The organism is Herbaspirillum sp. meg3 (assembly GCF_002257565.1).
Taxonomy (GTDB): domain Bacteria; phylum Pseudomonadota; class Gammaproteobacteria; order Burkholderiales; family Burkholderiaceae_D; genus Herbaspirillum.
Genome location: NZ_CP022736.1, coordinates 2632868 through 2656986 on the forward strand (window position 1 = coordinate 2632868; position 24119 = coordinate 2656986).

Annotated in this window: 18 protein-coding genes; 8 read left to right on the top strand and 10 right to left on the bottom strand. The window is 58.8% G+C overall.

Annotated features, from left to right (window positions below; all coding sequences use genetic code 11):
• The first annotated feature begins 226 nt into the window (after positions 1-226).
• From hmeg3_RS11705 to hmeg3_RS11730, 6 genes are all read left to right on the top strand, one after another.
• A complete protein-coding gene (locus tag hmeg3_RS11705; RefSeq protein ID WP_094563873.1) occupies positions 227-802 on the top strand; it encodes a YcjF family protein in 576 nt (191 codons plus the stop codon).
• A gap of 135 nt (positions 803-937) precedes the next feature.
• Positions 938-1732, top strand: a complete 795-nt coding sequence (locus hmeg3_RS11710; protein ID WP_094566286.1) for a thioesterase II family protein — start codon at positions 938-940, stop codon at positions 1730-1732.
• 13 nt (positions 1733-1745) lie between these two features.
• Positions 1746-2339, top strand: coding sequence for a hypothetical protein (locus hmeg3_RS11715; protein WP_094563874.1), 594 nt, complete (start codon positions 1746-1748; stop codon positions 2337-2339).
• 15 nt (positions 2340-2354) lie between these two features.
• Complete coding sequence (locus hmeg3_RS11720) at positions 2355-2552, top strand: hypothetical protein (protein WP_094563875.1); 198 nt, start codon at positions 2355-2357, stop codon at positions 2550-2552.
• A 4-nt stretch (positions 2553-2556) separates the two neighbouring features.
• On the top strand, positions 2557-4203 hold the full coding sequence (locus hmeg3_RS11725) for a cyclic peptide export ABC transporter (RefSeq protein WP_094563876.1): 1647 nt from the start codon (positions 2557-2559) through the stop codon (positions 4201-4203).
• Positions 4200-5366: a prohibitin family protein gene (locus hmeg3_RS11730; protein ID WP_094563877.1), complete on the top strand. Its 1167-nt coding sequence runs from the start codon at positions 4200-4202 to the stop codon at positions 5364-5366. Before hmeg3_RS11725 ends, hmeg3_RS11730 begins: the two co-directional genes overlap by 4 nt.
• An 18-nt stretch (positions 5367-5384) precedes the next feature.
• On the opposite strand, the gene hmeg3_RS11735 is transcribed toward hmeg3_RS11730, so the two are convergent.
• The gene (locus tag hmeg3_RS11735; protein WP_094563878.1) at positions 5385-5825 is read right to left on the bottom strand and encodes a DUF697 domain-containing protein; all 441 of its coding nucleotides are present in this window, start codon (positions 5823-5825) and stop codon (positions 5385-5387) included.
• Positions 5826-5850: 25 nt separating this feature from the next.
• Positions 5851-6624 carry a 4'-phosphopantetheinyl transferase superfamily protein gene (locus tag hmeg3_RS11740; protein WP_094563879.1) on the bottom strand — a complete coding sequence of 258 codons (774 nt, stop codon included), beginning with the start codon at positions 6622-6624 and terminating at the stop codon, positions 5851-5853.
• A gap of 170 nt (positions 6625-6794) precedes the next feature.
• Here hmeg3_RS11740 and metA point away from each other — a divergent pair, with 170 nt between their 5' ends.
• Positions 6795-7718 (top strand): homoserine O-succinyltransferase, encoded by a 924-nt coding sequence (gene metA / locus hmeg3_RS11745; RefSeq protein WP_094566287.1) that lies wholly within the window; start codon positions 6795-6797, stop codon positions 7716-7718.
• A 389-nt stretch (positions 7719-8107) separates the two neighbouring features.
• Here the strand turns inward: metA and hmeg3_RS11750 are convergent, their stop codons facing one another.
• From hmeg3_RS11750 to hmeg3_RS11785, 8 genes are all read right to left on the bottom strand, one after another.
• Positions 8108-10210 carry a site-2 protease family protein gene (locus tag hmeg3_RS11750; RefSeq protein WP_198361830.1) on the bottom strand — a complete coding sequence of 701 codons (2103 nt, stop codon included), beginning with the start codon at positions 10208-10210 and terminating at the stop codon, positions 8108-8110.
• A gap of 15 nt (positions 10211-10225) precedes the next feature.
• Positions 10226-11635, bottom strand: coding sequence for an efflux RND transporter periplasmic adaptor subunit (locus hmeg3_RS11755; RefSeq protein ID WP_094563880.1), 1410 nt, complete (start codon positions 11633-11635; stop codon positions 10226-10228).
• Positions 11632-16845, bottom strand: a complete 5214-nt coding sequence (locus hmeg3_RS11760; RefSeq protein WP_094563881.1) for an Ig-like domain-containing protein — start codon at positions 16843-16845, stop codon at positions 11632-11634. The genes hmeg3_RS11755 and hmeg3_RS11760 overlap by 4 nt, the downstream gene beginning before the upstream one ends.
• An 84-nt stretch (positions 16846-16929) precedes the next feature.
• Positions 16930-17922 carry a tetratricopeptide repeat protein gene (locus hmeg3_RS11765; RefSeq protein ID WP_232511971.1) on the bottom strand — a complete coding sequence of 331 codons (993 nt, stop codon included), beginning with the start codon at positions 17920-17922 and terminating at the stop codon, positions 16930-16932.
• 44 nt (positions 17923-17966) lie between these two features.
• Positions 17967-18890, bottom strand: coding sequence for a phage tail protein (locus hmeg3_RS11770; protein ID WP_094563883.1), 924 nt, complete (start codon positions 18888-18890; stop codon positions 17967-17969).
• Between the two features lie 43 nt (positions 18891-18933).
• Positions 18934-19809, bottom strand: a complete 876-nt coding sequence (locus hmeg3_RS11775; RefSeq protein ID WP_232511972.1) for an efflux RND transporter periplasmic adaptor subunit — start codon at positions 19807-19809, stop codon at positions 18934-18936.
• Between the two features lie 10 nt (positions 19810-19819).
• Entirely contained in the window at positions 19820-21361 is a 1542-nt protein-coding gene (locus hmeg3_RS11780; RefSeq protein WP_232511973.1) for a TolC family protein, read from the bottom strand.
• A 592-nt stretch (positions 21362-21953) separates the two neighbouring features.
• Positions 21954-23045 (bottom strand): AraC family transcriptional regulator, encoded by a 1092-nt coding sequence (locus hmeg3_RS11785; protein ID WP_094563885.1) that lies wholly within the window; start codon positions 23043-23045, stop codon positions 21954-21956.
• 138 nt (positions 23046-23183) lie between these two features.
• On the opposite strand from hmeg3_RS11785, the gene hmeg3_RS11790 reads away from it, so the two are divergent.
• Complete coding sequence (locus hmeg3_RS11790) at positions 23184-24101, top strand: SDR family NAD(P)-dependent oxidoreductase (protein WP_232511974.1); 918 nt, start codon at positions 23184-23186, stop codon at positions 24099-24101.
• The last annotated feature ends 18 nt before the right edge of the window (positions 24102-24119 follow it).

Here is a 24119-nt window from a genome sequence, read left to right on the forward strand (position 1 = left end):
GAATATATTGGCTGTATGCCCAATAATTTCTGCGGCCTGCGTATATTGAACATGCGTTGAGCATGTGTCGTCCATGCGTTGTCCGTGTATCGAGCATTGACCAGGTGTTCGACTGATTTCCCGATAGTGACGCTCTGTCAAATGCGGCAGAGTCTTTTCCCGAAGCCTTGAGCTATCCGTCAGGTCTCATGCGCGTCAGGGCGTTTAATTTATGAAGGAGATTGCAATGAAAACTACCGATCAAGCAGAAGAAACGATCACGGCAGAAGCACCGGCAGCAGAACATGCGAATGAGCAGGCAACTGAGCAGGCTGCAAAACTGACCCCGGCCGAAGTTCAGAACGAGGCGCTGCATTCCATTAAAAATCATGCAATGACAGCCATGGGCGTGGGTATCCTGCCGATTCCCGGTCTTGACCTGATCGCACTGACAGGCGTGCAACTGAGCCTGCTGCGCAAGATCGGCAATCTGTACGGCTTCACGCTGTCCGACGAAACCGGCAAAAAACTACTGGGTGCGGTGCTCAGCGGCTACTTGCCGCTGATGATTGCCGGTCCGGTCAGCAGCGTCCTGAAGTTCATCCCGGGCGTCGGCATTGCCGCAGGCGTCCTGGCGCAATCCACGCTGGCGGGCGCGACCACCTATGCGGTCGGCAAACTGTTCCTGCAGCACTTTGCATCGGGCGGCACTTTGCTTGACGTCGATACGAAAGAGATGGGGCAAAAGCTGAAGCAGCATGTTCAGGAGGGCAAGGATTTCCTGAAAAAGCATGCGCCCGGCGCCAAGAAAGACGCAGTCTGATCGCTGCCGGCACGATTTGCAGGGAATCCGGCAGGAAACCCTGCAAGAAACTGCATGCCGGGAGTGAATGCACTTCCGGTATTTTTTACGCGCCCCATGGCGGCCTCATGCATCCCCTGGAATGACTACTTTTCGATGACAGCACCAGAAGAATCACGTGCTTGGTTTCCTTTTGGGATGGGCCGGGAGGATGCGCACACGCGCTTGTTTTGCCTGCCCTTCGCGGGTGGAGGCGCATCGAATTTTCTTCCCTGGCGCGCCCGGCTGGCCGAGGCCGGTATCGGGGTGGCGCCGGTGCAGTATCCCGGCCACGAGACACGCCTGGGCGAAACGCCTTTGCACGCATGGGAAGACATGCTGGCGGCCTTGCAGGAAACGCTTGCCCCCTTGCTTGATCGTCCCTACGCCTTGTTCGGCTACAGCATGGGCGCGCGTCTTGCCTTTGCGCTGGCCGCCAGACTGGCCGCCGCCGGTACGCCACCCGTGCAACTGATCGTCGCAGCGCACCTGCCGCCGGATCTGCCGTCGCCGGCCTTGCAGGCAGCGGGCATGGATGACGAGTCGTTCAAAGCGCTGTTGCTGCAATACGGCGGGATTCCTGTGGAGATGGCACGCGAACAGGGATTCTGGGATCTCACACTGCCGGTCATGCGTGCCGACTTTGCGCTCGCAGCCGCGCCGCTGGATGCGCACGCATATGCCGGTGCTGCGTCCGCTGCGTATCCGATCGCGTGCTATGCGGGCGTCGACGACGCGCATGCCGGTACAAAGGAGATGGCCGGCTGGCGGCGCTTCACGAGAGCCGGTTTCATCCTGAGAGAATTTGCCGGAGATCATTTTTTTCTCCGCAGCGCCGATGTCTGTCCGGCGTTGAACACCGACCTGGCGCTGGCGCGGTCGGCCGATTTATCATCACTTGTCTCCGCCTGAGCGGAGCCGCACAATGAACAACAAAAGAATATTGCCGCCCATCGCTGCGCTGCACGCAAGAAGAAAAATCCGGTCGACACTGATCGCCACGCTTGCCGGACTCGCCGCACTGAGCGCACTGACCGGTGTGCTGCCGGTGCAAGCCCGTGCACAGGACGCCAGCCATCACCTTGGCGCAGGAGCTTTCGTGTCCGATCAGCCGCTGCAGGAGCTGCTCAAGAAACGCCGTCCGAAAGGGCTGATTTACCTGGCGGTGCCGCAGGCGATCATGGTCGCCAGTGAAGGAGGTAACAAAAAGCCGAGTTGTTCGCCGCAGATCCAGTTGACCAATTCGTCTAATCAGACGCTGGAAGAGCTCGTCGTCGGCATCCGCTACAAGAAGGCGAGCAAGACCATCGGCAGCACCTTGTCGCGTTTTTATCTGATCAAGACCGGCAAGCAGGACGTGCACTTTTTCCCGAGCGTGCTGGACACCTCCGCTTGCGAAGAAACGACCGGCGAAGTTGAAGTCATCCAATGTCTGTACGACACCGGCGAGAGCTGCGCCCAAGACGTGCGGGCGTTGGAATATGGTGCAGTGCCGTTAAAAATTCAAGACAAGAAATAACAAGGAGCCGTCATCATGCCTATCGCATTTTTAATCTATGTCGTGTTGTGCCTGCTGGTTGCATTCATCGCGCGCAAAAGCAAGCTTGGATCGCTGCGCACGCTGGTGCTGGCGTTTTTGCTGACGCCGCTGGTGGCGTTTATTTACGTGTTGCTGTTCGCTGCCCTCGACGACAAGAGCAAGCCCTATTCACACGAGCCGGTAGAGCGTTGATCTGATGCGTCTGACCGAACTTCTTGTCCGCGATGCGCGGACTTCGCTGCAACGCCTCGGGCTGATGGCGCTCCTGGCCGGCGCGGCCAGCACCGGGATACTGGCGATCGTCAATTCTGCTGCCGCCTCGCAGAACGGCCACAGCAACCATCTGGTATCCGTCGCGCTCTATGGCATCGCCTTGCTGGTGTATATCTTCAGCCAGCGCTATGTCTTGCAGACGACCACCGACGAAGTTGAGCGGATCGTCGACGAGCGTCGCCGCAGCCTGATCCGCAAATTGGCCGACTGTGAATTGCTGGGGGTCGAAAAGATCGGCCACGGCGCGATTTTTTCCGCCATCAACGCCGATACACAGACCATCTCGCAGACCGCCGGCAGCCTGATCCTTGGCGTCCAGGCGGTGATGATGATCTTCTGGACCACGATCTACATTGCGACCTTGTCGCTGCCTGCACTGGCGCTGGTGGCCGTGGTGCTACTGGTGGCGGCACGCCTGTACCGCAAGCGCGGTGAACGCGCCGGCATCGACTTGCGGCGCGCTCACGAAGAAGTGGTCGCCCTGCATGAAATGGTCGAAGGGCTGCTGGCCGGTTTCAAGGAAGTGAAGTTGTCCAGCCGCCGTGCCGCCGAGTTGTTGCAAGATGCTGTCATGGTGTCCGGCAGAACGGCATTCTTCCGCTCCCTGGCGCAGCGCGCGCTGGGTGTGAATTTCGTTTTTTCGCAAGTTGCCATCTTCATCTTGCTGGGCACCCTGGTCTTTATCTTGCCCGCATTGAGCACCACCTTCGCCGACAGCACGGTCAAGGTGCTCACGGCAGTGCTGTTTTTGGTTGGCCCTGTGTCCGGTGTGATTTCTGCTGCACCGCAGATCACGGTGGCCAATGCCGCAGCAGAGAACCTGTTGAAACTGGAAAAACTGTTTGACGAGAACGTCGAAAAAGGCATCGTCGCCGACGACGCGCGAGAAGTCTCTGCAGCGGTATTTTCAGATTTCAGCACCATCGACTTGCGGCATCTGACCTTTGCGCGAGGCGAGGGCAGCGAACGCTTTGTGGTCGGCCCGATCGACCTGAGCATACGGCGCGGCGAAACCTTGTTCATTACCGGCGGCAACGGCTCCGGCAAGACGACTTTCATCAAGATGCTGACCGGCCTGTATCAGGCGGATTCCGGTGAGATCCTGGTTGACGGCAGGCTGGTGGGCAGGGCCGACATGCAGCGCTATCGCGACATCTTCGGTGCGGTGTTTTCGGATTTTCATCTGTTCCCGACGCTGTATGGCGTCGAACGCATCGACCGTGAGCGCGCGGCCAGCCTGATCGACGAAATGGAAGTCGAAAACAAGGCGCATCTGGACGGCCGCCGCTTTTCCACCGTCGATCTTTCGACCGGGCAGCGCAAGCGACTCGCCCTGGTGGCAACACAGCTGGAAAATCCGCCGATCATGGTGCTCGACGAATGGGCCGCCGATCAGGATCCGCATTTTCGCGCCAAGTTCTACCAGCTTGTCTTGCCGCGCCTGCGCGCCGCCGGCATCACCGTCATCGCGATTACCCACGACGACAAATATTTTCATCACGCCGACCGCCGCCTCCACCTTGAGGACGGCCGCGTTACCAGTATCTCCAGCAAGGGAGCCGCAGCATGAGCACCATCGAAGAATTCCACCCTCCAGTTGCATCCCCCTGGCAGAGATTGCGCCGGCGCTTGCAGTTTTTCAGCAACGACCTGCTGATTGTGGGAGTCATCCTTGTGGTGTTGCTGGCGTTCCTGCTGCCGTCGATGATCGTCACGATCCCGGCCGGTCATCTCGGTGTGTTGTGGAAACGCTTCGGCGGCGGCACCGTGATCGACCATGTCGAGAAGGAAGGCACGCATCTTATGTTGCCGTGGGATGAGATGTACATCTACGACGCGCGCCTGCAGAGCGTGGAACGCGAATTCGAAGTCCTGTCGTCCGACGGCCTGAAGCTGATGGCGACCCTGGCCTGGCGCTTCCGCGTGATCCCCGAATACCTCGGCGAGCTGCATAAATACGCCGGTCCGGATTACGCTGAGACGCTGCTGGGCCAGTCGGTCGGCGCCCGCGCCCGTGACGTGATTGCGATCTATCGTCCGGAAGATATCTACACCAGCCATCGCCTGGAAATCCAGAACCAGATATCGGAATCAGTGCGCTATGACATCAAGAATCGCTTCAACACGGAACTGCGCTCCGGCCAGAACTGGATCCTGATCGAAGACGTGCTGGTCAAACGCATCGTGCTGCCGGCCGGCGTAGAAGATGCCATCGTGCGCAAGAACGTGGCGCGCCACGAGGTCGAACAATATGCCCTGATTGTCGAAAAGGAACAGCAGGAGAGCGAACGCAAGCGGGTGGAAGCGCTCGGCATCCGCAACTTCCAGGAAATCATCAGCGGCGGCATGTCGGATGCCTACCTGCGCTGGCGCGGCATCGAAGCGACGCTGGAGCTGGCCCGGTCAGAAAACGCCAAGGTGGTCGTGATCGGCAACGACAAGACCGGCGGCTTGCCGTTAATTTCGATCAACGGCGATGGCGTACCGCAAGACAAAAAGGACACCAAGAACAAGCCTGCTATGCCGCGCGCTGATCTGGGCAAGGGCGACACCGGACTTGAGCTGAAATCCGGAACTCTCACCGGCAAGGGGGCGGGACCGATAGAGAAGCTCTCTTCGCTAAAGCCTGAACCTGCCGCCGGAAAACCGGCCGCGCCGATCCCCGACTTGCAGGCGCGAGAAACCCATCGCAAGGAGCAACGTCCTTCGCTCGACCATCCTCCATTGCGCTAGGCTACCCGGGACGCCGGGTCAGGCCCTCATTTCAGACAATGAGAGCTTGATTTCGGCAGGCGAGGGCAGGTCAATGCGTCCGGTGGCGATCAGGCGCTCCAGCAGTACTTCACCGAGGACGTAGGTATACGCCGCGCTCAGACCCGCCGATGGCAGGGTGCCGGCAAAGTAACTGGCGAAAGAGAGATAGCGCAGTGCCGTCGCGCTGATGCTGCCGGGCGAAAAGCCTCCGAGGACGCCGGTAATGACGTCGCGCGCCGCGCCACGACTAAATTCGGCATCGTAAATTCCACACAGCTTCTTCGCCATCCTGATCTGTACCGACATCGCCGCGGCCATGTCGAGCAAAGGCACGGGAATGACCATGCTCACGCCGGCCATGGACGTGTGCCGGACGATCACATCCTGCGCGTGCAAGCGACGCAATCCGGCTTTGGTGATGGGGGTGGGCGCATGCATGTTGTCTCCTCTGGATGGTGGCCGATCACACCGATCCGGTGCCGATGTTCAGTTGCCAGATGCGTATCTGGCGGCAGTCGCCATGAGCGGAAACCGCACCGACATGATCGGGCGTAGGCGGCAGATCGACGCAATGCCAATTCGGCAACGCCGTGCCGGGTGGGGCATGCCTGAGCCAGTCGATCGCGCCGATGCCGCAGTCCACGGCGTAAGAGTCCAGCGGCAGCGACAAGCCGCGTCCGACGGCCTTTGCCACCGCCTCCTTGCGGCTCCAGCAACGCATCATCGCCTGAGGCGCATCGGTTGCATCGCGTATCGATTGCCGTTCCTGCGGATGGAACGACGCCGCGATGTCGGTAAAATCGACGGGCGCCTGCGCGGACTCGATATCGATCCCGATCTCGCAATCGCGTGCCAGCGCCAGCCACACCTGCATCCCCGAATGGCTGATATTGCCCTGTAGCGAGGCGCCGGGAAAGACCGGTTTTCCCCAGGGATTGAGGTCGAATTCCTGTATGCCGCGCATGACGCCGTAAGCAAGCGCAGCTCGGCGCAGCAGGGCGCGCCCATACAAATGCCTTAGCGCATCGTCGGCGTGCAGGAAACGTCCGGCGCGCTCTTGCTCCGACGCAGTCGTATAGTCATGGCAGCAATCCGGTATCGCCGCAGACAGCGCCGGCGCCAGCGTGACGCCGATACACAGCGCGGCATGGGAAGGCAGTACGGGAAACGCAATTTCCAACGCAGCCTGCGCGGAAAGTACTGCCGGAGGAATCATCTGCAAATCAGGTGCGGCCATGGTGAATCGTTTGGATTGTCGGTCTGGTTGAACAAAGATGACGTCATTGCATTGAGCCGACAGTGTATGCGCTGGGAAGACTGCCGGACGGCTTTTTAAAAGGTGAGACGCACGGTATAGCCGCTAAAAATACCGATGATACTATGCCCGATAAAAGACATCGGACGCCCATGCCCATCAAAATTCCCAAAGGTTTGCCTGCACTATCCGCGCTAGAAATGGAAGGTGTCATGGTGACAGACGAGGAGGGCCCGGCAGTTCAGTCTCACCGGCCGTTGCGCATCGGTTTGCTGAACCTCATGCCCAACAAGATCAATACCGAAATCCAAATTGCCCGCCTGCTGGGCGCCACGCCATTGCAGGTCGAACTGACTCTCATCAAGACTTCCAGTTACGTCCCCAGGAACATATCAGGAGAACATCTTGCGTCGTTTTACCGCGACTGGAGCGACGTCAAGGAACAGAAATTCGACGGCTTCATCATTACCGGCGCACCGATAGAAAAGATGCCTTTTGAAGAGGTTGCTTACTGGGACGAACTTACGCATATCTTCCGATGGACTCAAACCAACGTCCACAGTTGCCTCAACATCTGTTGGGGAGCCCAGGCGGCGATGCATTATTTTCACGGCATGCCGAGATATTTACTGAGTGAAAAAGCGTTTGGCGTATTCAGTCACTGCGGACTGGATAGCGGCTCGCCGTACCTGAAAGGCTTGCCCGACGATTTTTACATTCCGGTATCGCGCTGGATGGAAATGCGGCGCGCCGACATTCCACCCGACAGCGGGATATCCGTCCTGATCGACTCGTTGGAGACGGGACTTTGTCTGCTCAACGATCCGCGACACCACGCGCTTCACATTTTCAATCACATCGAATATGACTCGACCACGCTTGCCGACGAATATTTCCGCGACCGGGACGCGGGAAGAAGCATTCATCTCCCACGTAACTATTTTCCAGGAGACTGTGAAACCAAACCTCCCAGAAACCAGTGGCGTGGCCATGCGCATCTGTTGTTCGGTAACTGGATCAACCAGATTTTTCAAACGGCACCGGCAGATCCGCTCACTATTGGCTGCGATCGATAAAACTGTGAGAGGGGTAAGTCTGCAAGCCGATCAACAAGAGAGCTTTTGCAGCGCTCTTACATAAATATATCGGCCTTCAAATACCCGCGAATCTTTACTGCATCTATACTTTCATTTCGATAGCCGATAGTTTTAGGTAAATTCGGCTTAAACGAGAAACTTTCAAAAGAATCAATATTTACGTAATCATGTCGGTTTTTCGTGGGCGCTATTTGATTTACCTAACCATAGTGGTTTATGGTCATATGCGCCCTTTATTTCGACCAAGCAGAGTCGAAATTCACGGAAATTTAAGATGGGGATCATCGAGATTGGTTCTTTTGGACACCGTGACCTTGCGTCCGACTCGTGGTCGATAGAATTGCGCAATCTTCATCAGCAGCACCGCGCTAGAATCCCGCTTCGCGCCAGAATACCGCGACGGCAGTCTTGAGAAAACGCAATCCCGGCGCTTCCCAGCGGGCGGCAAAGGTGACCCGGCCGCGCCAGCTGTGCTGCGCGATGGCATCATCGCCGTTGACGCTCAAGACCACGCGATAGACCGCGCGCTCCGGATAGAGCACACCTCTTTTTTCGCGGACGGCGATGTGGCCGCCGTAAGTGCTGGCCAGCGGCGCTTCGCTGAGCGTCGGGCTGGCGTTCTTGTCGATGCTCAACAAGCTAAGGTGCAGGTCGGGGCCGGCCAGTCCATCGGCGATGAAGAGTGCACGGTCGCCCGCCGCGAGGCGATGGATGTCGTCTTCGTCCACATAGGTCACGACCTGCCAGGGGCCATCGCCAATCACCCGGCCCAACGATTCTCCCTGGCTGAGCCACTGGCCCGGCTGCAGGTCAGGGTCCAGGTCTTCCAGCTTGCCGGGGTAGGGCGCGACCGGCTGGTAGCGCTTGCGATCCGCCTCCACTGTCGCTTGTTCGGCTTCGGTGGAGGACAGTTGATCGTTGAGCAGTTGCCAGTTCTTGCGTGCGTCATTATCGAAACTGGCCGCGTTTGATTGCCAGGAAAGCTGTTGCTGACGCGCTTCGTTGAGCTGATTGCGCCGTATCAGGTCAGGCGAGTTCATAAGCATCAATGGTGCATCGGCGGCGACCCTGCTGCCGTTGACCAAGGGCAGTGTGCCGATCTGCGCGTGCGCGGGGGCATAGAGTTCCAGCTGATGCACCGGTTGCAGCAAGCCGGAGGTCGTAATGCGGGTCGGCCAGGGCAGCACGAACAGCAGCAGCAGGACGGCGGCGATGGCAGCGCTGCGCCGATAGCGTCCCTGGCGACGAATCTGCGGCCAGCGTTTGCGCCACTCCAGCAGCTCAAGTCGCAACGGCAGCAGCACGAACCAGCCGATTTCAATCATGAACAGGAAGATCCCGGCGGCTTTGATGAAGAAGTGATACACCAGTGCCGCGACTCCCAGGAATACTGTCAGGCGATAGATCCACACCACCCAGGCGAACCAGACCAGCCCTTTGTGCAGGCGCCGCGGCAGATGTTCCGGCACCGGTTCGTTGATGGCGAACAGGCGTTCGCGCAAATCCCAGCGAGCCAGCGCGAAGGCCCGGCTGTGCAGGTTGGGCAATTGCAGATAGTCGGACAACAGGAAGTAACCGTCGAAGCGCATGAATGGACTGGCATTGACCAGTACCGTCGTGATCCAGGTGGTAGTCGAGAGCAGGAAGGCGATCGCGCGCGGTACGCCATCCGGGAGAACCACCCAGGCCAGCGTGGCCCAGGCGGCGATGATCAGTTCGGTAGCGATGCCTGCACCGGCCACTTGCAGACGCTGGCTGCGCCGGCGCAGTTTCCAGACTTCATTGGTGTCAGTGTAGGCAACCGGCCACAGCACCAGCAGTGCCACGCCCATGCTCGGCACCCGGCAGCCGTGGCGTTTGGCGGTGAAGCCATGTCCCAACTCGTGCAGTGTCTTGATCGTGATCAGGGTGGCGCTGTAGGCAGCCACGCCTTGCCAGGTGAAATGGTCCACCAGGGTGCCGGCGAACTGCTCCCACTGCCGGTACACCCCCAACAAGCCGAGCATGGCAGCGGCCACAGTCAGCTGGAAGAACAGTTTGCTATAGAAAAAAGCCAGGCGCGGGCTCCAGCGTGAGAGCCAGCGATCAGGGTGTACCAGCGGCAGGCGCAGGAACAGGTAGTTATGCAACAGCCACTGCCCGAAGCCTTTGCGCTGGCTGCCGCGTTGCGCGGCCAGTATCGGCGCGGAGCCGTCCGCCGGACGCAGCAACTGGTTTTGCAGCAAAAAATGCGCCAGTGCTTCCACTTCTTCCGCGTCGATCTGCAAGGCGGTTTGCGCATTCACCTCGGTGGCGATCGCTACCGGCTGCCCGAGTGTCCAGCGGCTGAGGATTTCGAAGCCGCTCCAGTCGATCTGAAAAAACAGGTTGCGCACCGGGTCCTGCAAGGTCCAGCTGGGCTGGCCGTCGGCCAACGGCGGGCCGGGCAGCAATGCCAGTTCTTCACGCAGCGGGGGAAGTGCAGCAATCATCGGGGCGCCTCAATCTCAATAGGCGATGATTTGCCGGATCAGCGCCAGCGGGCGTCGCAGAATCCAGTACACCAGCGGCACCCAGGCACCTTGCACCTTGACGGTGCCTTTCAGGCCGACGCGTTGCGCACTGACGTTGTCGAGGCGGGCGCGCAGGCGATAGGCGTAGTTGCCGTCGGGGCGTGGCAGTGCGTCGTGCCCCAGATAGCGCACCTGGCCGCTGAGTGCATCAAACGGAGTGGCTGCCAGATACAGGCTGACAGGGGCGGCATCGGGCAGCGGAATTGCGTCCCCGACCGCAATCCAGGCTTCGATCTCGACATCCTGTGGTGCCGCTATTTTCATAATGCGTTCACCGGTCTGTACCGGGCGACCGATCCATTCAGACGGATCGTCGAATAACACCACGCCGTCTTGTGGTGCCAGCACATGGGAGCGCTGAAACTGGCTTTCCAGATAATCGGCATCGGCCTGTTTTTCGCCGATCTTGCCCAGTGACATTGCCAGCTGGCCTTTGGACTTGCTGTCCGATACCGCCATTTGTGCCTGTTGCCGGTATTCGGTCTGTGCCGCTGACAAGGCATAGCGGGCCACTTCCAGGCGGCTCGCCAACGGTGCCTCGTCGAAGCTGAACAGGGCTTGTCCGGCCTTGACCACGGCATTGGGTTGTACATGGAATTGCGCGATGACGCCGTCGAGCGGTGCGCGAATGACAGCCGGTTGGGCCGGCACCAGTTCGCCTGGTGCGAGAACGGTAAGTCGCACCGGGCAAAGCAACAAGGCGGTCACTAGCAGTGCGATCTGGGGCGGACGCCGTCGCCACCAAGGACGGCCGCTGGTGCCACGCCACCAGGCGGCAGTCTTTGTACGCCACAAGGAAAGCGACCAGGGGCGCGGCCGAAACTGGGCCAGCCAGGCGTGACGCCAGGTGTGCAGCCATTCTTCCAGCAAGGGATACAGTGTGGGATTGGCCAGACCGGCATCGTGTTCGGCATCACCGGCCAGCAGCAGGCCGCCCGCTACGCTGCCGGGGTGCTCCGCGCTGGCGGGCAGGCTGATCCACAGCGCCTGGCGCGGCAACCATTCATCCCATTGCGCGCGTAGTTCAGCAGGCAACGAGTCTACCTCCACCACGCTGGCTTGCGGACGCTGGTCTGAGTCTGATCCAGGCAGGGTCTGGCAGAGTTGCTTGAGCCACTGCACGTAGGGTGCATTGGCTTCCACTTGCACTACCCCGGAGAGGCAGCGCACGCCACCTTCGGCGAACCACAACGCGCTTTGCCGGTAACGCTGCAGGCGATGTGTTTCGTTGACCAGTAGAAATGCCAGTTCATCGCCATTCGCAGCAACCCGGGCGCGATGGCCCAGATCGATCAGGGTCAGTAGCGGCGATGGTGGATTGTCATGCGGAACTGCGTTGTTCATGCATGCCCTGTCATCGCGACCTTGACGCTACGTGCCAGCGCAGCCAGCCGATCGGTACCGCCGGTACGCGACGCGTGCAGTTGCTCGCTCAGGCTGCTGCGGCCGACGGCGAGTTTTTCTGCGTCTTGCCAGTCGCCAGGAAGCAGGTGGTTCCGGGCACTTTGTGCGCGCTCGCCGAGACGTATCTTGAGCACTTGTACTGCTTCGTGCCCCTGATTGTCACGTGCCACCACCCGGATGCTGACTTCGCCGCGCATGCCTGTCGGAACCTGGCCGGAGAAGGTGCCGCTCTGTGCCGAGAATTTCAACCACGCTGGCAGGGGACGACCATCCGCCGTGGTTGCCGACAAGGTCACCACGGCATCTGGATTGGTGTGGCCGAAGGCATCGGCAGGCACCTGAAAGGAGATGCGCTGGCCTGCAGCGAATGTCACATCGTTCAACGGGGCATTGACCTGCAGGGAGTCACCGCTGCCGGTGCGCTCCAGCACCACAACTTGATAGCTTCCCTGGGTCGCCGGTGCGGTCAGCAAACTGACGCGTTCGCCATTGTTGAAGTCGAGTGCAGCGCTATTTTGGCCTGGTGCGCCCCATCCTTGTTGCGTCGTGCTGAGCGGCGATTCGCCCGACAGGAAGGTCAGCGAGGCGGCCGCGGGTGACGTAAACACAACCGATACCGTCGGCTGAGGTGGTGGAATCACCGGGTCGAGGGAGGCCACAGGCGGGTTGGTCGGAATCAACGGCGTCACCGTGGTGGTGGTGGTGATGGTGGCGACTTCCAAGGTATAGGCCTGGTTGGCACTGACGCCGTCGTTGCCAGCATTGTTTTGCACCTTGAGCAGCAGCGTATGGTTGCCGCCAAGCAGTGTGACGCCGTCCCAGTTCAGCGTGGTACCGGTGACCTTGGCTGTGATATTGGTCCAAGTGACACCATTGTCGAGCGAACCGAAAACCCTGTCGGTGCCTGTCGGCGCGCCGCTGAGCGTCGCGGTGATGGTTTGTGCTGCGGTGGCGGTGATGAAATCAGTATTGCTGGCACCAGTATCGGCCGATAGCGCCACGTTGCTGAATGTGATGGTCGGCGGGGTGGTGTCCACCGTGTAGTTCTGGTTCTTGACCAAGCCATCATTGCCGGCGTTGTCCGTCACCCTGAGCAGCAGTGTGTTGCTGCCGCTCAACGTGACGCCGTTCCAGGTCAGGGTGGTGCCGCTGACCTTGCTGGTGATATCGGTCCAGGTGGCACCGTTGTCGAGCGAGCCGTAGACGATGTCGGTACCGGCCGGAGCGGCGCTCAGTGTCGCAGTGATGGTTTGCGCCGCGGTATTGGTGATGAAGTCGGTACTGCTGCTGCCATTGTCTGCCGACAGGGATAGATTGCTGAAGGTGATTGTCGGTGCTGTGGTATCAAGCGTATAGGCTTGGGTCTTGGGCGTGCTTTGATTGCCGGCGGCGTCTTGCACTTTAAGCTGCAGCGTATTGCTGCCGGTCAGGGTGACACCGTTCCAGGTCAGCGAGGTGCCGCTGACCTTGCTGGTGATATCAGTCCAGGTAGCACCATTGTCGAGCGAGCCATAGACGGTCTCGGAACCGGTTGGGGCCACGCTCAGTGTGGCTCTGATGGTTTGCGCCGCGGTGTTGGTGATGAAGTCGGTGTTGCTGGTGCCGGTGTCGCCCGAGAAGGAGAGCGCGCTGAAGGTCGTCGTCGGTGCCGTGGTGTCGATGACGATATCCTTGTTGGCACCGAGGGAACCCGCGGTCCCCGGTGTCGCCAGGGTGATCGAGACATTCTGGTGACTGCCGCCGGTTTCGATGATGGTGGCACCGTTGAGTGACAGTGCGGCGGTCGAGTTGTAATCGAGATCGGCTGAGTTCTGGCCGTTGGCAACCGTATAGCTGAAAGTCAATGCCGAGCTGCCTGATCCGCCGGTATAGGTGGCAGTGCCACCGGAGTTGAGCGTCAGCGCCGGTATACCGCCGGTGGTATCAACCGTGACTGCGCCGCTGAAGTTGACCACAATGGTCACGATCTGGCTGCTGCCATAGGCGCCGTCTGCCGTGCTCGCACTTACGCCGGTGATGCTGGGTTGGGAGCCATCGACCAGGATCGCCGCGGTAGATCCGGGATTGATCGTGAGTGTCGCGTTGTTGCCGGCGGTATCCTTGAGCGTGCCGCCATTGGCTGAAAGTGCGCCGACCGTGATGCCGTTGTTGTCGCTGTCGCCACTGGGCACGACGTAACGGAACGTCAGCGCACTGGTACCTGAGCCAGAGAGGTAGGTGGCGTAGCGCGTAGTGGCACCGACCACGATGGCAATGCTTGGCGTGCCACTGCCGGTATCGACGATGACCGCTTCGCCGAAGTTGACGACGAAGTCCAGTGCCTGGCCGCTGTAGTAGGTGCCATTGGCTGGCGTGGTGACCGAGTTGACTGCAGGCGCGGCGGTATCAACCGTGACGGTCAGTCCGGCAGAAGCGGCCGAGACGTTGCCGGCGGTGTCTTTGGCAGTGACGGTGAAGACGTGACTGCCGTCGGACAGCACGCCGGTGGTGTAGCTCCAGCCGCTACTGCCGGCCACCACGGTGCCGAGCAGCGTGGCACCGTCGTAGATGGTGACGGTACTGCCGTTTTCTGCCGTGCCGCTAAGAGTCGGTGTGTTGTCGTTGGTGATCTTGTCGCTGCTGGATGCGCCGGTATCGCTGCTTGCATCAAGGGTCGGGGTACCGGGTGTGGCGGGGGCAGTGCTATCGAGCGTGTAACTTGCACTCGAACTGGCGCCATTGTTCCCTGCGGCATCTGACACGCGCAGCAGGAGCGTATTGCTGCCGGTCAGTGTCACGCCGTTCCAGGTCAACGTGGTGCCGGACACCTTGCTGGTGATGTTGGTCCAGGTAGTGCCGTTGTCGAGCGAGCCCCAGACCACGTCGGAACCGGCCGGTGTGCCACTGAGCGTGGCGGTGATGGTCTGGGACGGGTTGCTGGTGATGAGATCGGTGTTGCTGCTGCCGGTGTCGTTTGAGAACCCGATTGTGGAGAATGCGATCGTCGGTGCCGTGGTGTCGAGCACATAAGCCTGGGACGTACTAGTGCCATTGTTGCCGGCGGCATCTGTCACGCGCAGCAGGAGCGTATTGCTGCCGGTCAGTGTCACGCCGTTCCAGGTCAACGTGGTGCCGCTCACCTTGCTGGTGATGTTGATCCAGGTCGCGCCGTTGTTGAGTGAGCCCCAGACCACATCAGTACCCGCAGGTGTCGCGCTGAGCGTGGCGGTGATGGTCTGGGACGGGTTATTGGTAATGAAGTCGGAGCTGCTGGTGCCCGTGTCGTTCGAAAAAACGATACTGCTGAAGCTGATGGTCGGCGCGGTGGTGTCCAGTGTATAGATCTGCTGCGCAATGGTACCGTCGTTGCCGGCGGCGTCTTGTACTTTTAGCTTGAGCGTATTGCTGCTGATCAGCGTCACGCCGTTCCAGGTCAGCGCGGTACCGCTCACCTTGCTGGTGATGTCGGTCCAGGTAGCGCCGTTGTCGATTGAGCCCCAGACGACATCGCCAGCAGCAAGTGTCGTGCTGAGGGTGGCGTTGATGGTCTGGGATGGGTTGCTGGTAAGGAAATCGGTGGAGCTGGAGCCAGTGTCGTTGGAGAACGACAGACTGCCCACGGTGGTGGTCGGCGCTACGTTGTCGAAGGTGTAAGTGTGTGTGAACGGCGTGCTGCTGCCATTGACGTTGGTGACGCGAGCCTCGAAGGTATTGCTGCCGGACAGCGTGGTACTGACCGACCAGCTGGCACTGCCGACGCTACTGGTGGCGGAGGACCAGCTAATGCCGCCATCGAACGAGACCTCGACGAATTCGCCGGTGACCAGGCTGGCCGACAGGGTGCCGCTAATCGTCTGGCTGGCAACGTTGGTGATGAAGTCGGTGCCGTTGACACCAGTGTCGTGTTGCAGGGCGGCGGTTGCGACGGTGGTGGACGGCGGGGCGTTGGGATCGGTGATATTGCTCAGGACGATATTGTCGAAGCCCCATTCGAAGACGCCGCCGGCATCAGCGGTGGTAATCACGACATTGGTGACGCCGGTAAAATAACTCGGATGCGTGGCGGTGGACAGATTGAGCACCCAGGAGTTGCCGACAAAGCTGGCCGTGAAGGTTTCACTGCCCTTGTTTGTGGTGAGGGTAATGCTCAGGCCATCGGGGCCAAGCTGGGCCAGTGTGAACGAAGTCAGGTCAAAGGTTTTGCTGCCGGCAACGGTCAGCGAGAGCCGTGACTCGGTAAAGACGCCACCTTCCCCTGAGGCCAGCACTTTGCCGGAGGCATTGCTGATGTCCGAGCCAAAGGCATTGAGTTCAGTATCGACCAGCATGTTGGCATCGGTCGATGTGATGACTATGGTGTCCGAACCGATTGTCTGCGAGATGGTGTTGCTGTCCGTGCCTTGCGCCACAGTTTCGAAATCGAAAGTCGAGCTGGTCAGAAGTCCCTGATAAGCGCTGGCTGTCAGCGTGCTGGCTTCGATCGTGCCGGTGCGATACTCCAGAGTCCAGTCGCCGCCGCGCGCCGCGCTGCCGGTGGCGTCGCTGGAGGCTGCGATGTCGGCCCCGGTCGCTTGCGACAGGTCGTTGATGAAGGTCTGGCCATTCGTTGTTTCGGCAATATCGCAACCGTACAGCAGCAAATCGCCGCCCGCTTTGAGAGCGTGTCCCAACTCAGCCAGCTCGGCCTGCACCTGGGTGTCGGACAGGCTGCTGTCGGTGAGCGTGGTGGTACCCAGGTGCAACTGGCCATCGGCTCCATGCGACAGGATGCTGATCGAGTCGTAGCCGCCTTGTGTCTCTGCCCATTTGGCGATCTGCGCCAGGCCATCCTTGCTGCCGTCGATTTCGATGATGCCTACACCGGCGCGAATACTGGCTTCCAGCGTCTTGTAGTCGGCCACCGAAGTGTCAACGATGACCACTTCCTTCTTTTGATCGTTCTTGCTGGGATCGGCGGCGCGCACTTCGACCGCCGCCGGCACCTCGGCAATCTTGGCCAGCGCGGCGGTATCGGCTGCGGCATGGGCAGCATCGACCACTGCGGCACCGTCGAACATGAAACGCTGCTCCAGCGCGAGCCGGTGCGGTGTACGCTGCAAGCGTGTCCGGACCGGTTTGGCCGCGTCAAGATCGAGCGCTTCGAGGAAATGATGGGGAGTTGTACTGTTCATGGCGATAGTTCCGAGGTGACAGTAATACCGGTGCTGCCGGAGTCAGCAGCGGGTTGAAGTATTTTAGCCATGTTTTCGCGCAAGTCAGTGCGCATGGCTGGATAAATGTGCTGCAACCTGCTGATCCAGTTGCGGTTGCCAGGTCGGCGGCATGACGGCGCTGATCATCTGGTCCAGGCGTTCTATGGCTGCACGTCCTGCTGCATCGGTCACCGTGGCTCTGGCAGCGCTGTTCCATAAGTAAGCCTTGGCCAGATGTTCGGGTGACAACACGCCAGTATCAGGATCGACAGGGAGTTTTGCGTAGAGCAGGGCGGTAGGCAGATAGGCCGGGATGTAACCCGCACCGGCAGCCGTTTCAAGCCAGAACGCGCCAGCCTGGAGGTCGGCCGGGCCGCCTTCGCCCTGCGCCAGCATCAGGCCAAGCCGGTATTGCCCTTCGGGGTTGCCCAGTGCTGCGGCTTCCTGGTACAGGGCGCGCGCGTGCGGCAGGTCCTGCGGCACGAAGTTGCCTTGCTGGTAATAGTTTGCCAGCCGCAGCATGGCCGGAGGCGAGGAGGCCAGAGCGACCTGCGTGCACAGGTCGATGCCACGCTGTATATCCTGTGCAACACCTTTGCCCTGGATGTAGTAGTCGGCGGCATTGCAGGACGAAATCAAATGTCCGTGCTGGGCCGCCAGTGCATACCATTTCAGGGCGGCGGGAATGTCCGGCGCTCTGCCGATGCCCTGTGCCAGGCAGTCAGCCCAGTTGTTTTCGGCGGTCGGCACTTTGCGTCGTGCGGCTTTGTCGAACCAGCTGCAAGCTACTGCCGGATCGCGCGGGCGACCCCAGCCTTCCTGATAAAACATGCCAACCACAAACTGCGCCAGACCACTGCGTTCGCTCTGGCGCAGGTATAAGGAATAAGCCTTCTTGTAGTCCTTGGCGCTCAGTGCCGCCTGCGCCGTATTCAAGGCCTTGTCGAGCGCCTTGTCCCGTTCGGCATGCGCCAGGCCGCTGCCTGCCAGCAGCGTGGCAATCAGCAAGACCTGAAGGCAATGTGGACAGGCGAACTTCATAAGCGGTAACGGCAATCAAGATCCTACGGCTGCGCTGGGCGGCAGCGCAGCCGCAGCGGTTAATTGGAGACAGGATACAAGCCGGAAATGGCAATGAAATAGCGCAAGGCGATATACGACGGCATGATATTGACAGGTGTATTGGTGCCGGCCAGGGCCGTTGATCCCGAAATGCTGGCAGCGAACGGCGAGAGGTTGGCCGACGGTGTACCCACCATGGTCGTGGAAGCTGTGCCACCCAGTGTGGTGGTCGGGTTGCCGACGAAGCCGACCGGGGCGGTGCCACGGATGCTGCCGTTAGTGCCGGCGATCATGGATACCGAAGGGGCCGCATTGGAATAGATCTTGGCAGCGGCACCGGAGGTCAGAGTTAGCGATCCGTTGGCTGGTTCATTGGTTGTGGTGCCGCCGTGGGATGCGTAGAGTTTCAGCGCGCTGCCATCAACCGTGGCCTGCACGTTCGCCAGTGTTGTCGTCGCGGTGACGGCCGACAGGTTGGTGACGAAGCTGACATTTTGGAAGCTGAGCGATACGCCGCCGCCGCCGACCTGAATTGGCGCGTTGGCACTGCTGAGCGCATGGGCATGGGAGGGCAATTGCGAGGCCGTCAACTGGATCGACGGGTTATTGTCCTGCGTGGCGCCAACTGCGTAGTTGAGGCCTGTAGCGGCGTGATAACCGGCGCCGATCACGACGCGCCCTTGCAGGTTTGGCAGATTGAATGCATTGGTGTTGCCGCCATAGGTAGTGCCGATCAGCGCGTACATGGCTTGATAGGAATTGGTGTTGAGTGCCTGGCCGTTGGCCAGCACGTAGCTGTCGAAACCAGCTGAATACTGACTGCCTGCCACGGCCATGATGCAGACCGCCGAGATGAAAGGATCGGCCGGGCAGGCATAACTGCTGGTACCTGCCATGAGTGCTGCGGTCAATACACTCAGTTTTGCAATATTTTTAGCTGTTTTATTGGACTTGATCTGCATGTGCCTTCTCCTTCGATGTGTTTTTCGATCCTAAGATTTCGCACTATGGGCGTTGCTCTTCCGGGCGGAACATGACGGCACCGCTCATGCCTGCCATCAATTCATTGAATTTTCCATCAACCACACCGACCACCTTGACCGACTGGCTCACCGGGTCAACCCTGGCCCCCAGACGCTGGACCTTGGCCGGATAGGTCTTGCTGGTTTCATCGATGCGGATCTGGAAGGTATTACCTGGCCTGATCCAGGCCAGCCATTTTGACGGGACGATGAATTCCAGTTCCAGCGCACTGTCATCGATGATTTCGAGCAGGGTCTGGCCGGGTTGTGCGAATTGCTGTTCGCGCACCTTTTGGTCTGCGACGCGTCCGCTGAAGGGGGCGGCGATGACACACTTACCGACGATTGCCGCTTGCGCGGCGAGGTCGGCGCGAGCTTTGGCGACTTCCGCTTCGGCGTTGTCCAGTTCTACGCGGCCGACCGAATTGAGCTCCGCCAGGCGCTTGTTGGCTTGCCAGGCCTTGTCGGCACCCGTCAGGCTGGCCCTGGCTTTGTTGAGCTGCGCATTCTGGACCGCGCAATCGAACTGCACCAAAGCCTGCCCGCGTTGAAACCGACCGCCTTCGGTGACCGGCAGGCGCGCGATGACGGCGCCGATTTCTGCCGCGATTGTGGTGTAGCGGACTGGTGCCAGTTGCGCACGAATTTCTCGTTTATCGAGCATGCCTGGCGACGCCGTTGGTGAAAGGGCCGGTGCAGCGCTTGCGGCGACCCTGGCCGGGGCCGCCTGCGGTGCCTTGAGCGGCTCGGCAGCACTGACCGCGTCAGCGACAGCGATCACCATGCCAGCGGCAACAATGAGTGTGACTGCCGAGGTCGGCAGACAATGCCATGGGCGGCGAGGCGAGAGAGTTTGCATGCTTGCCAGCCTACTTGCTGGTGGTCGGCAGTTGTCCGCTATCCCAATCCTGAAGTGACTTGTGTACTGCCTTTGCCAGATCCTGAATCGATTCGCTGGCGGTATCACCGATGATCGGTTCCATGCCCAGTGAGGCCTGCAACCGCGATGAGGCTGTGTAAACAGCAGCCATGGCCTGATAGCGACGCAGTTGCGCCAGAATCAGAGAGGTCTGCTGTGACACGCGGTCAAGCTGGGTCTGTTTTTCGGCCAGGGCCTGGTTGGTGACGTGGTCGGCAATACGGGTTTCGACATTGGCGATGGCATCGGCACGGTCATACTGATGCACTGCATTGGCGTATTGCAGGCGGGCGATGTGCAATTGCGTCAGCACGGCCATCTGAGTGACCATGCGTTTTTGCTCGGCGAGACTGACACCGGCGTCGGCCAGACGTTTCTGGCTTGGCAGTGCGAGCAGGTTGAACAGGTTGAACGAAACCTGAACACCGGCTTCCCTCCAGTGCTGGTTGATCAGATAGCTATCGTCGCTGCTCTTGTAACCGTAATTGAACGACAGGCCGGGAAACAGGCGCAGCATGGTACGGCGGGTTTCCTGCTGGGCAATGCGGGCGTTGTACATGCTTTCGCGCAGATCGGCATTGCGCTGCAGAGCTTGCTCTTCAAGCTGGGCGACCGGCAGTTCGAGCCAGGTTTTTTGCATTTCCATGGCGGGTGCAGCGACAGTGTAGTCGCTGCCCAGCGGCAAGCGCGTCAGCGAAGCCAGCTCGATGCGTGCCGCAGAGAGTTCTTGCTCGACGGTTTCCAGCAGGCGCAGGTTTTCCAGCAATTGACGCTGGAAGCGCAGGGCATCAAGCGGATTGCGCAACCGCTCGCTTTCGGCCCGTTCGGCATCCTTCAACGCCTTCTCCGCATCTACGATGGCGTTCTGTACCTTGCCTTTGAGCGATTGTGCAGCCACCACGCGCCAGTAGGCCGTGCGCACGTCCTGAATCAAGGTATGCAGTGCCTTGCGACGACGTTCTTGGGCGATCAGCACGCGGTCAGCGTTTTGCTTGGCAGCGTAATAGCTTTGGCCGAAGTCCAGCAAGCTCCAGGAAAAGGTCAGATCGGTGGTGGTCGCGCTGCGGCCAGAGGAGATAAACGGATTGGCCAGCGATTGCTGCCCGGTCACCGAATCCTGGCTGCGGGTAATGTAGTCGTTGTTGCGGTCACGGTATCCGGCCGACGCTACCAGTTTGGGCAGCATGTCGAAGTTGCCGGCTTCCAGCGTGCCGGTGGCCAGCGCTTCTTCCATCATTTTCAGGCGGCGTTCGGCGTTGTACTTGATGGCGCGGGCAATTGCCTCATCCAATGTCAGAGGTCCGCTGAGCGGTTCGATGTCTTTGCCCAGTGCCTCCTTGTCGGCTTGCAGCGTGGCAGAGATTTCGGCGTTGCTCAGGGCTTGCGGTTCGATGGAAGCGCAGCCGCTAACGGCAGTTAGCACCAGACAACTGAATGCGATACGACGGAACGAGCGGGACTTGAGTGCGGACTTGCTATTATGGATAGGCATGCGAAACATTTTCTCACTGCAGTGCAGTTTTATTTTGTAATTCTCTTTCTTCAATTTTCTGAAGAAAGCCCCCCTTTCGCAGACTGGTTCTTTGCGTCCCGGCCTGTACATCATGAATGCTGCGCCATTGCAATGGCGTATTCATGGTGTCTGAAATCAATGTTCAGGCAAGCTGGCTCTCAGGCATGACACCTCGTTGCCGGTACTGCGCGGATGCGCTAAACATGCTGAATGTTAAGTGATCGTGGGACTCACTTCAAGCATATTTCTAGAGAAAAATAGTTATTTCCGGAGACATACTTAGTCGTATGAATTCATCAAGATGTTGATTTGCAGCTTTGATTGCCCCTGTTTTGCACTATTCGTTGCCCCTCTATTTCGCTTGAAGAACCAAGTCTCATGGAGATCATGAATTACTAGGTAAGGTCATCATTCATTGCAAATGTGGGTCAAATCCACTCGCAAATCAACAAATCGTTCTTACTTCCAATTAACTGCATCCAGTTGGCGTAAATTTTAAAGTAAAGAGCCGCTAGGAGAGTTGCTGCCAAAATCTATTCAGGTGATGCTTGCAAATTAAGCGTCAAGTTGTCTACTGAGACCTGACGTCTTTGAGGCCGTTATCGCAAGAACTAATTTCCGATCGTACTGTTTGCGGTGTCTTTCCAGTCCAAGATTGGAACGCCCGCGCAAAGGAGTTGGAATCCTCAAAACCCAATAGAAAAGAAATCTCTGCGCTAGACATTTCTGTGTTGCGTAGATAATGATGCGCAAGAGATTCGCGCAGAATGTCCAATATTTGCTGGAATGAGGTTCCTTCATCTTGAAGCCTCCGCTGTAGCGTACGGGCGCTAACTGCCAGTTTTCGACTGATCGTCAGCATCGACACTTCACCTGCCGGCAGGGCCTCCAGCAGCGTACTACGCACCCTTTCTGTCATGCTGGCCGTTCTATCCAGATCAGCTAATCTCTGGCGCAATGAAGGCTCAAAGAACAACCACATCTTATGGTTTTCTGTCAGAAACGGCCGCTCGATATCCTCGTTAGAGAATACCAAGGTCGCTAAGGGCGTACCCGTAACAGGCACTCCGAAATATGCCTCGTAGGCGAGCGCATCTTCACTCGTAGCGTCTGTCGCCAATGGCCAACCCACGCCTAACGGCTGCACATGGCTCCGGGTTGCCAAGCGTGCAAGTTGCACAAAAAATACTAGCTTGAACGCAAGAAACACATCAGGCGGTGCCTGGGTGTGGTCCAGGAAATCTATGGAGACTGTGGTCTGCAAAACCGCGCGGTCAATCTTGATACTCATGGGCGCAATAAGCCTGACGTATTTCGCAATCCTATCGAGTGCGCTCTCCATATTTGAACTACATAGCGCAGCGAAGAGCTCAGGATCGAACCAGTCTGACGACATAACCTTTGCGATCTGCAGTGCCGCAGGCAAATCGGCGTTGATAGACGTTGCCTCAGCCTCGATTGCAACCCAGAGCTTGAAGAAACTGACCGGATCCAGGCGAACGTTCTGACGCGAAAAGAGATCACCTGGAAGCTGCGCACGCCGCAGAACGGGAGAGGATGCTAGCCCTGCGTCCTGCATCAACAGGCGCCATCCAGGCCAGATCGCATAGTCAAGTGCTTGAGCATTTCTACCACTCGTAGAGCGTGTGTTTTCAGTATTCATGCGTGGAGTCTATGTTGCAAATCATGCCACCGCAATAGCAAAGGGCGCCAAGTCTCACCACGAAAATTGGCGCGTTTTGCTATTAATTTGGCGCACTCCGCTAGTGTCGCAGACGTGATTTGCAGGCAAAGTTACGACATGAGTTACGGTTCTCAAAGAGCTTTACGTTTTGCCAAAAATCCCTTGCCGCAGTTGAAAGATCATCAACATGCAAAGCATCAAACTTACCAAATACCAAGGAATAACAAAATGAAGAAAACAATTTTAATTACAGGCGCGTCGTCTGGCTTTGGCTTGATGCTTGCCAACAAGCTCCATAAAGATGGGTTCAATGTGATAGGCACTAGCCGTCAGCCTGAGAAGTACGAACGCAAGGTACCGTTCAAACTGATGCGTCTCGATATCGATGATGACAGTTCGATCCAATCGTTCACCCAAGAGTTATTCGCGCATACGAAGCACTTGGACGTGCTCGTCAATAACGCGGGTTACATGGTGACAGGCATCGCTGAAGAAACACCGATCGAGGTTGGCCGAGAGCAGTTCGAAACCAATTTTTGGGGCACGGTCAAGGTCACGAATGCCTTGCTGCCGTACTTCCGTAAGCAGAAGAGCGGTCAGATCATCACAGTCAGCTCCATCGTTGGTTTGATCGGTCCTCCGAACCTGTCGTATTACTCTGCCTCAAAACACGCGGTCGAGGGCTACTTCAAAGCCCTGCGTTTCGAACTGGATCAGTTCAACATCAAGGTCAGTGTTGTTGAGCCGGTGTGGTTCAAAACTAACCTCGGTCAGAACTCCGTCTCGTCGACAGGGGGCAATATCGCGGACTACGATGCTTACCGAAAACAGGTACGAGCGGCTACAAAAAAGGGCATAGACGATGCCGAAGCACCAGATGCGGTCGTAGGCACTATCACCAATCTCATCCTGGCAAAAGAACCGAAGTTCAGCAATCCGGTAGGCAAGATGACTGGGATGATTCTCTTCCTCCAGAGCTACGCGCCAAAGATGTTCGAGGGCTCAATACTGAAAAGCGTCAAGACTGCGAAGTAAATACTTAGCGACTGCCAA

Bases quoted from the DNA above. Each gene is read 5' to 3' on its own strand.
- hmeg3_RS11780 (WP_232511973.1), bottom strand. From the start codon at position 21,361: ATGCCTATCCATAATAGCAAGTCCGCACTCAAGTCCCGCTCGTTCCGT.
- metA (WP_094566287.1), top strand. From the start codon at position 6,795: ATGCCCATCAAAATTCCCAAAGGTTTGCCTGCACTATCCGCGCTAGAA.
- hmeg3_RS11755 (WP_094563880.1), bottom strand. From the start codon at position 11,635: ATGAACAACGCAGTTCCGCATGACAATCCACCATCGCCGCTACTGACC.
- hmeg3_RS11715 (WP_094563874.1), top strand. From the start codon at position 1,746: ATGAACAACAAAAGAATATTGCCGCCCATCGCTGCGCTGCACGCAAGA.
- hmeg3_RS11750 (WP_198361830.1), bottom strand. From the start codon at position 10,210: ATGATTGCTGCACTTCCCCCGCTGCGTGAAGAACTGGCATTGCTGCCC.
- hmeg3_RS11735 (WP_094563878.1), bottom strand. From the start codon at position 5,825: ATGCATGCGCCCACCCCCATCACCAAAGCCGGATTGCGTCGCTTGCAC.
- hmeg3_RS11725 (WP_094563876.1), top strand. From the start codon at position 2,557: ATGCGTCTGACCGAACTTCTTGTCCGCGATGCGCGGACTTCGCTGCAA.
- hmeg3_RS11775 (WP_232511972.1), bottom strand. From the start codon at position 19,809: ATGCAAACTCTCTCGCCTCGCCGCCCATGGCATTGTCTGCCGACCTCG.
- hmeg3_RS11785 (WP_094563885.1), bottom strand. From the start codon at position 23,045: ATGAATACTGAAAACACACGCTCTACGAGTGGTAGAAATGCTCAAGCA.
- hmeg3_RS11770 (WP_094563883.1), bottom strand. From the start codon at position 18,890: ATGCAGATCAAGTCCAATAAAACAGCTAAAAATATTGCAAAACTGAGT.
- hmeg3_RS11720 (WP_094563875.1), top strand. From the start codon at position 2,355: ATGCCTATCGCATTTTTAATCTATGTCGTGTTGTGCCTGCTGGTTGCA.
- hmeg3_RS11740 (WP_094563879.1), bottom strand. From the start codon at position 6,624: ATGGCCGCACCTGATTTGCAGATGATTCCTCCGGCAGTACTTTCCGCG.
- hmeg3_RS11710 (WP_094566286.1), top strand. From the start codon at position 938: ATGACAGCACCAGAAGAATCACGTGCTTGGTTTCCTTTTGGGATGGGC.
- hmeg3_RS11790 (WP_232511974.1), top strand. From the start codon at position 23,184: ATGAGTTACGGTTCTCAAAGAGCTTTACGTTTTGCCAAAAATCCCTTG.
- hmeg3_RS11760 (WP_094563881.1), bottom strand. From the start codon at position 16,845: ATGAACAGTACAACTCCCCATCATTTCCTCGAAGCGCTCGATCTTGAC.
- hmeg3_RS11730 (WP_094563877.1), top strand. From the start codon at position 4,200: ATGAGCACCATCGAAGAATTCCACCCTCCAGTTGCATCCCCCTGGCAG.
- hmeg3_RS11705 (WP_094563873.1), top strand. From the start codon at position 227: ATGAAAACTACCGATCAAGCAGAAGAAACGATCACGGCAGAAGCACCG.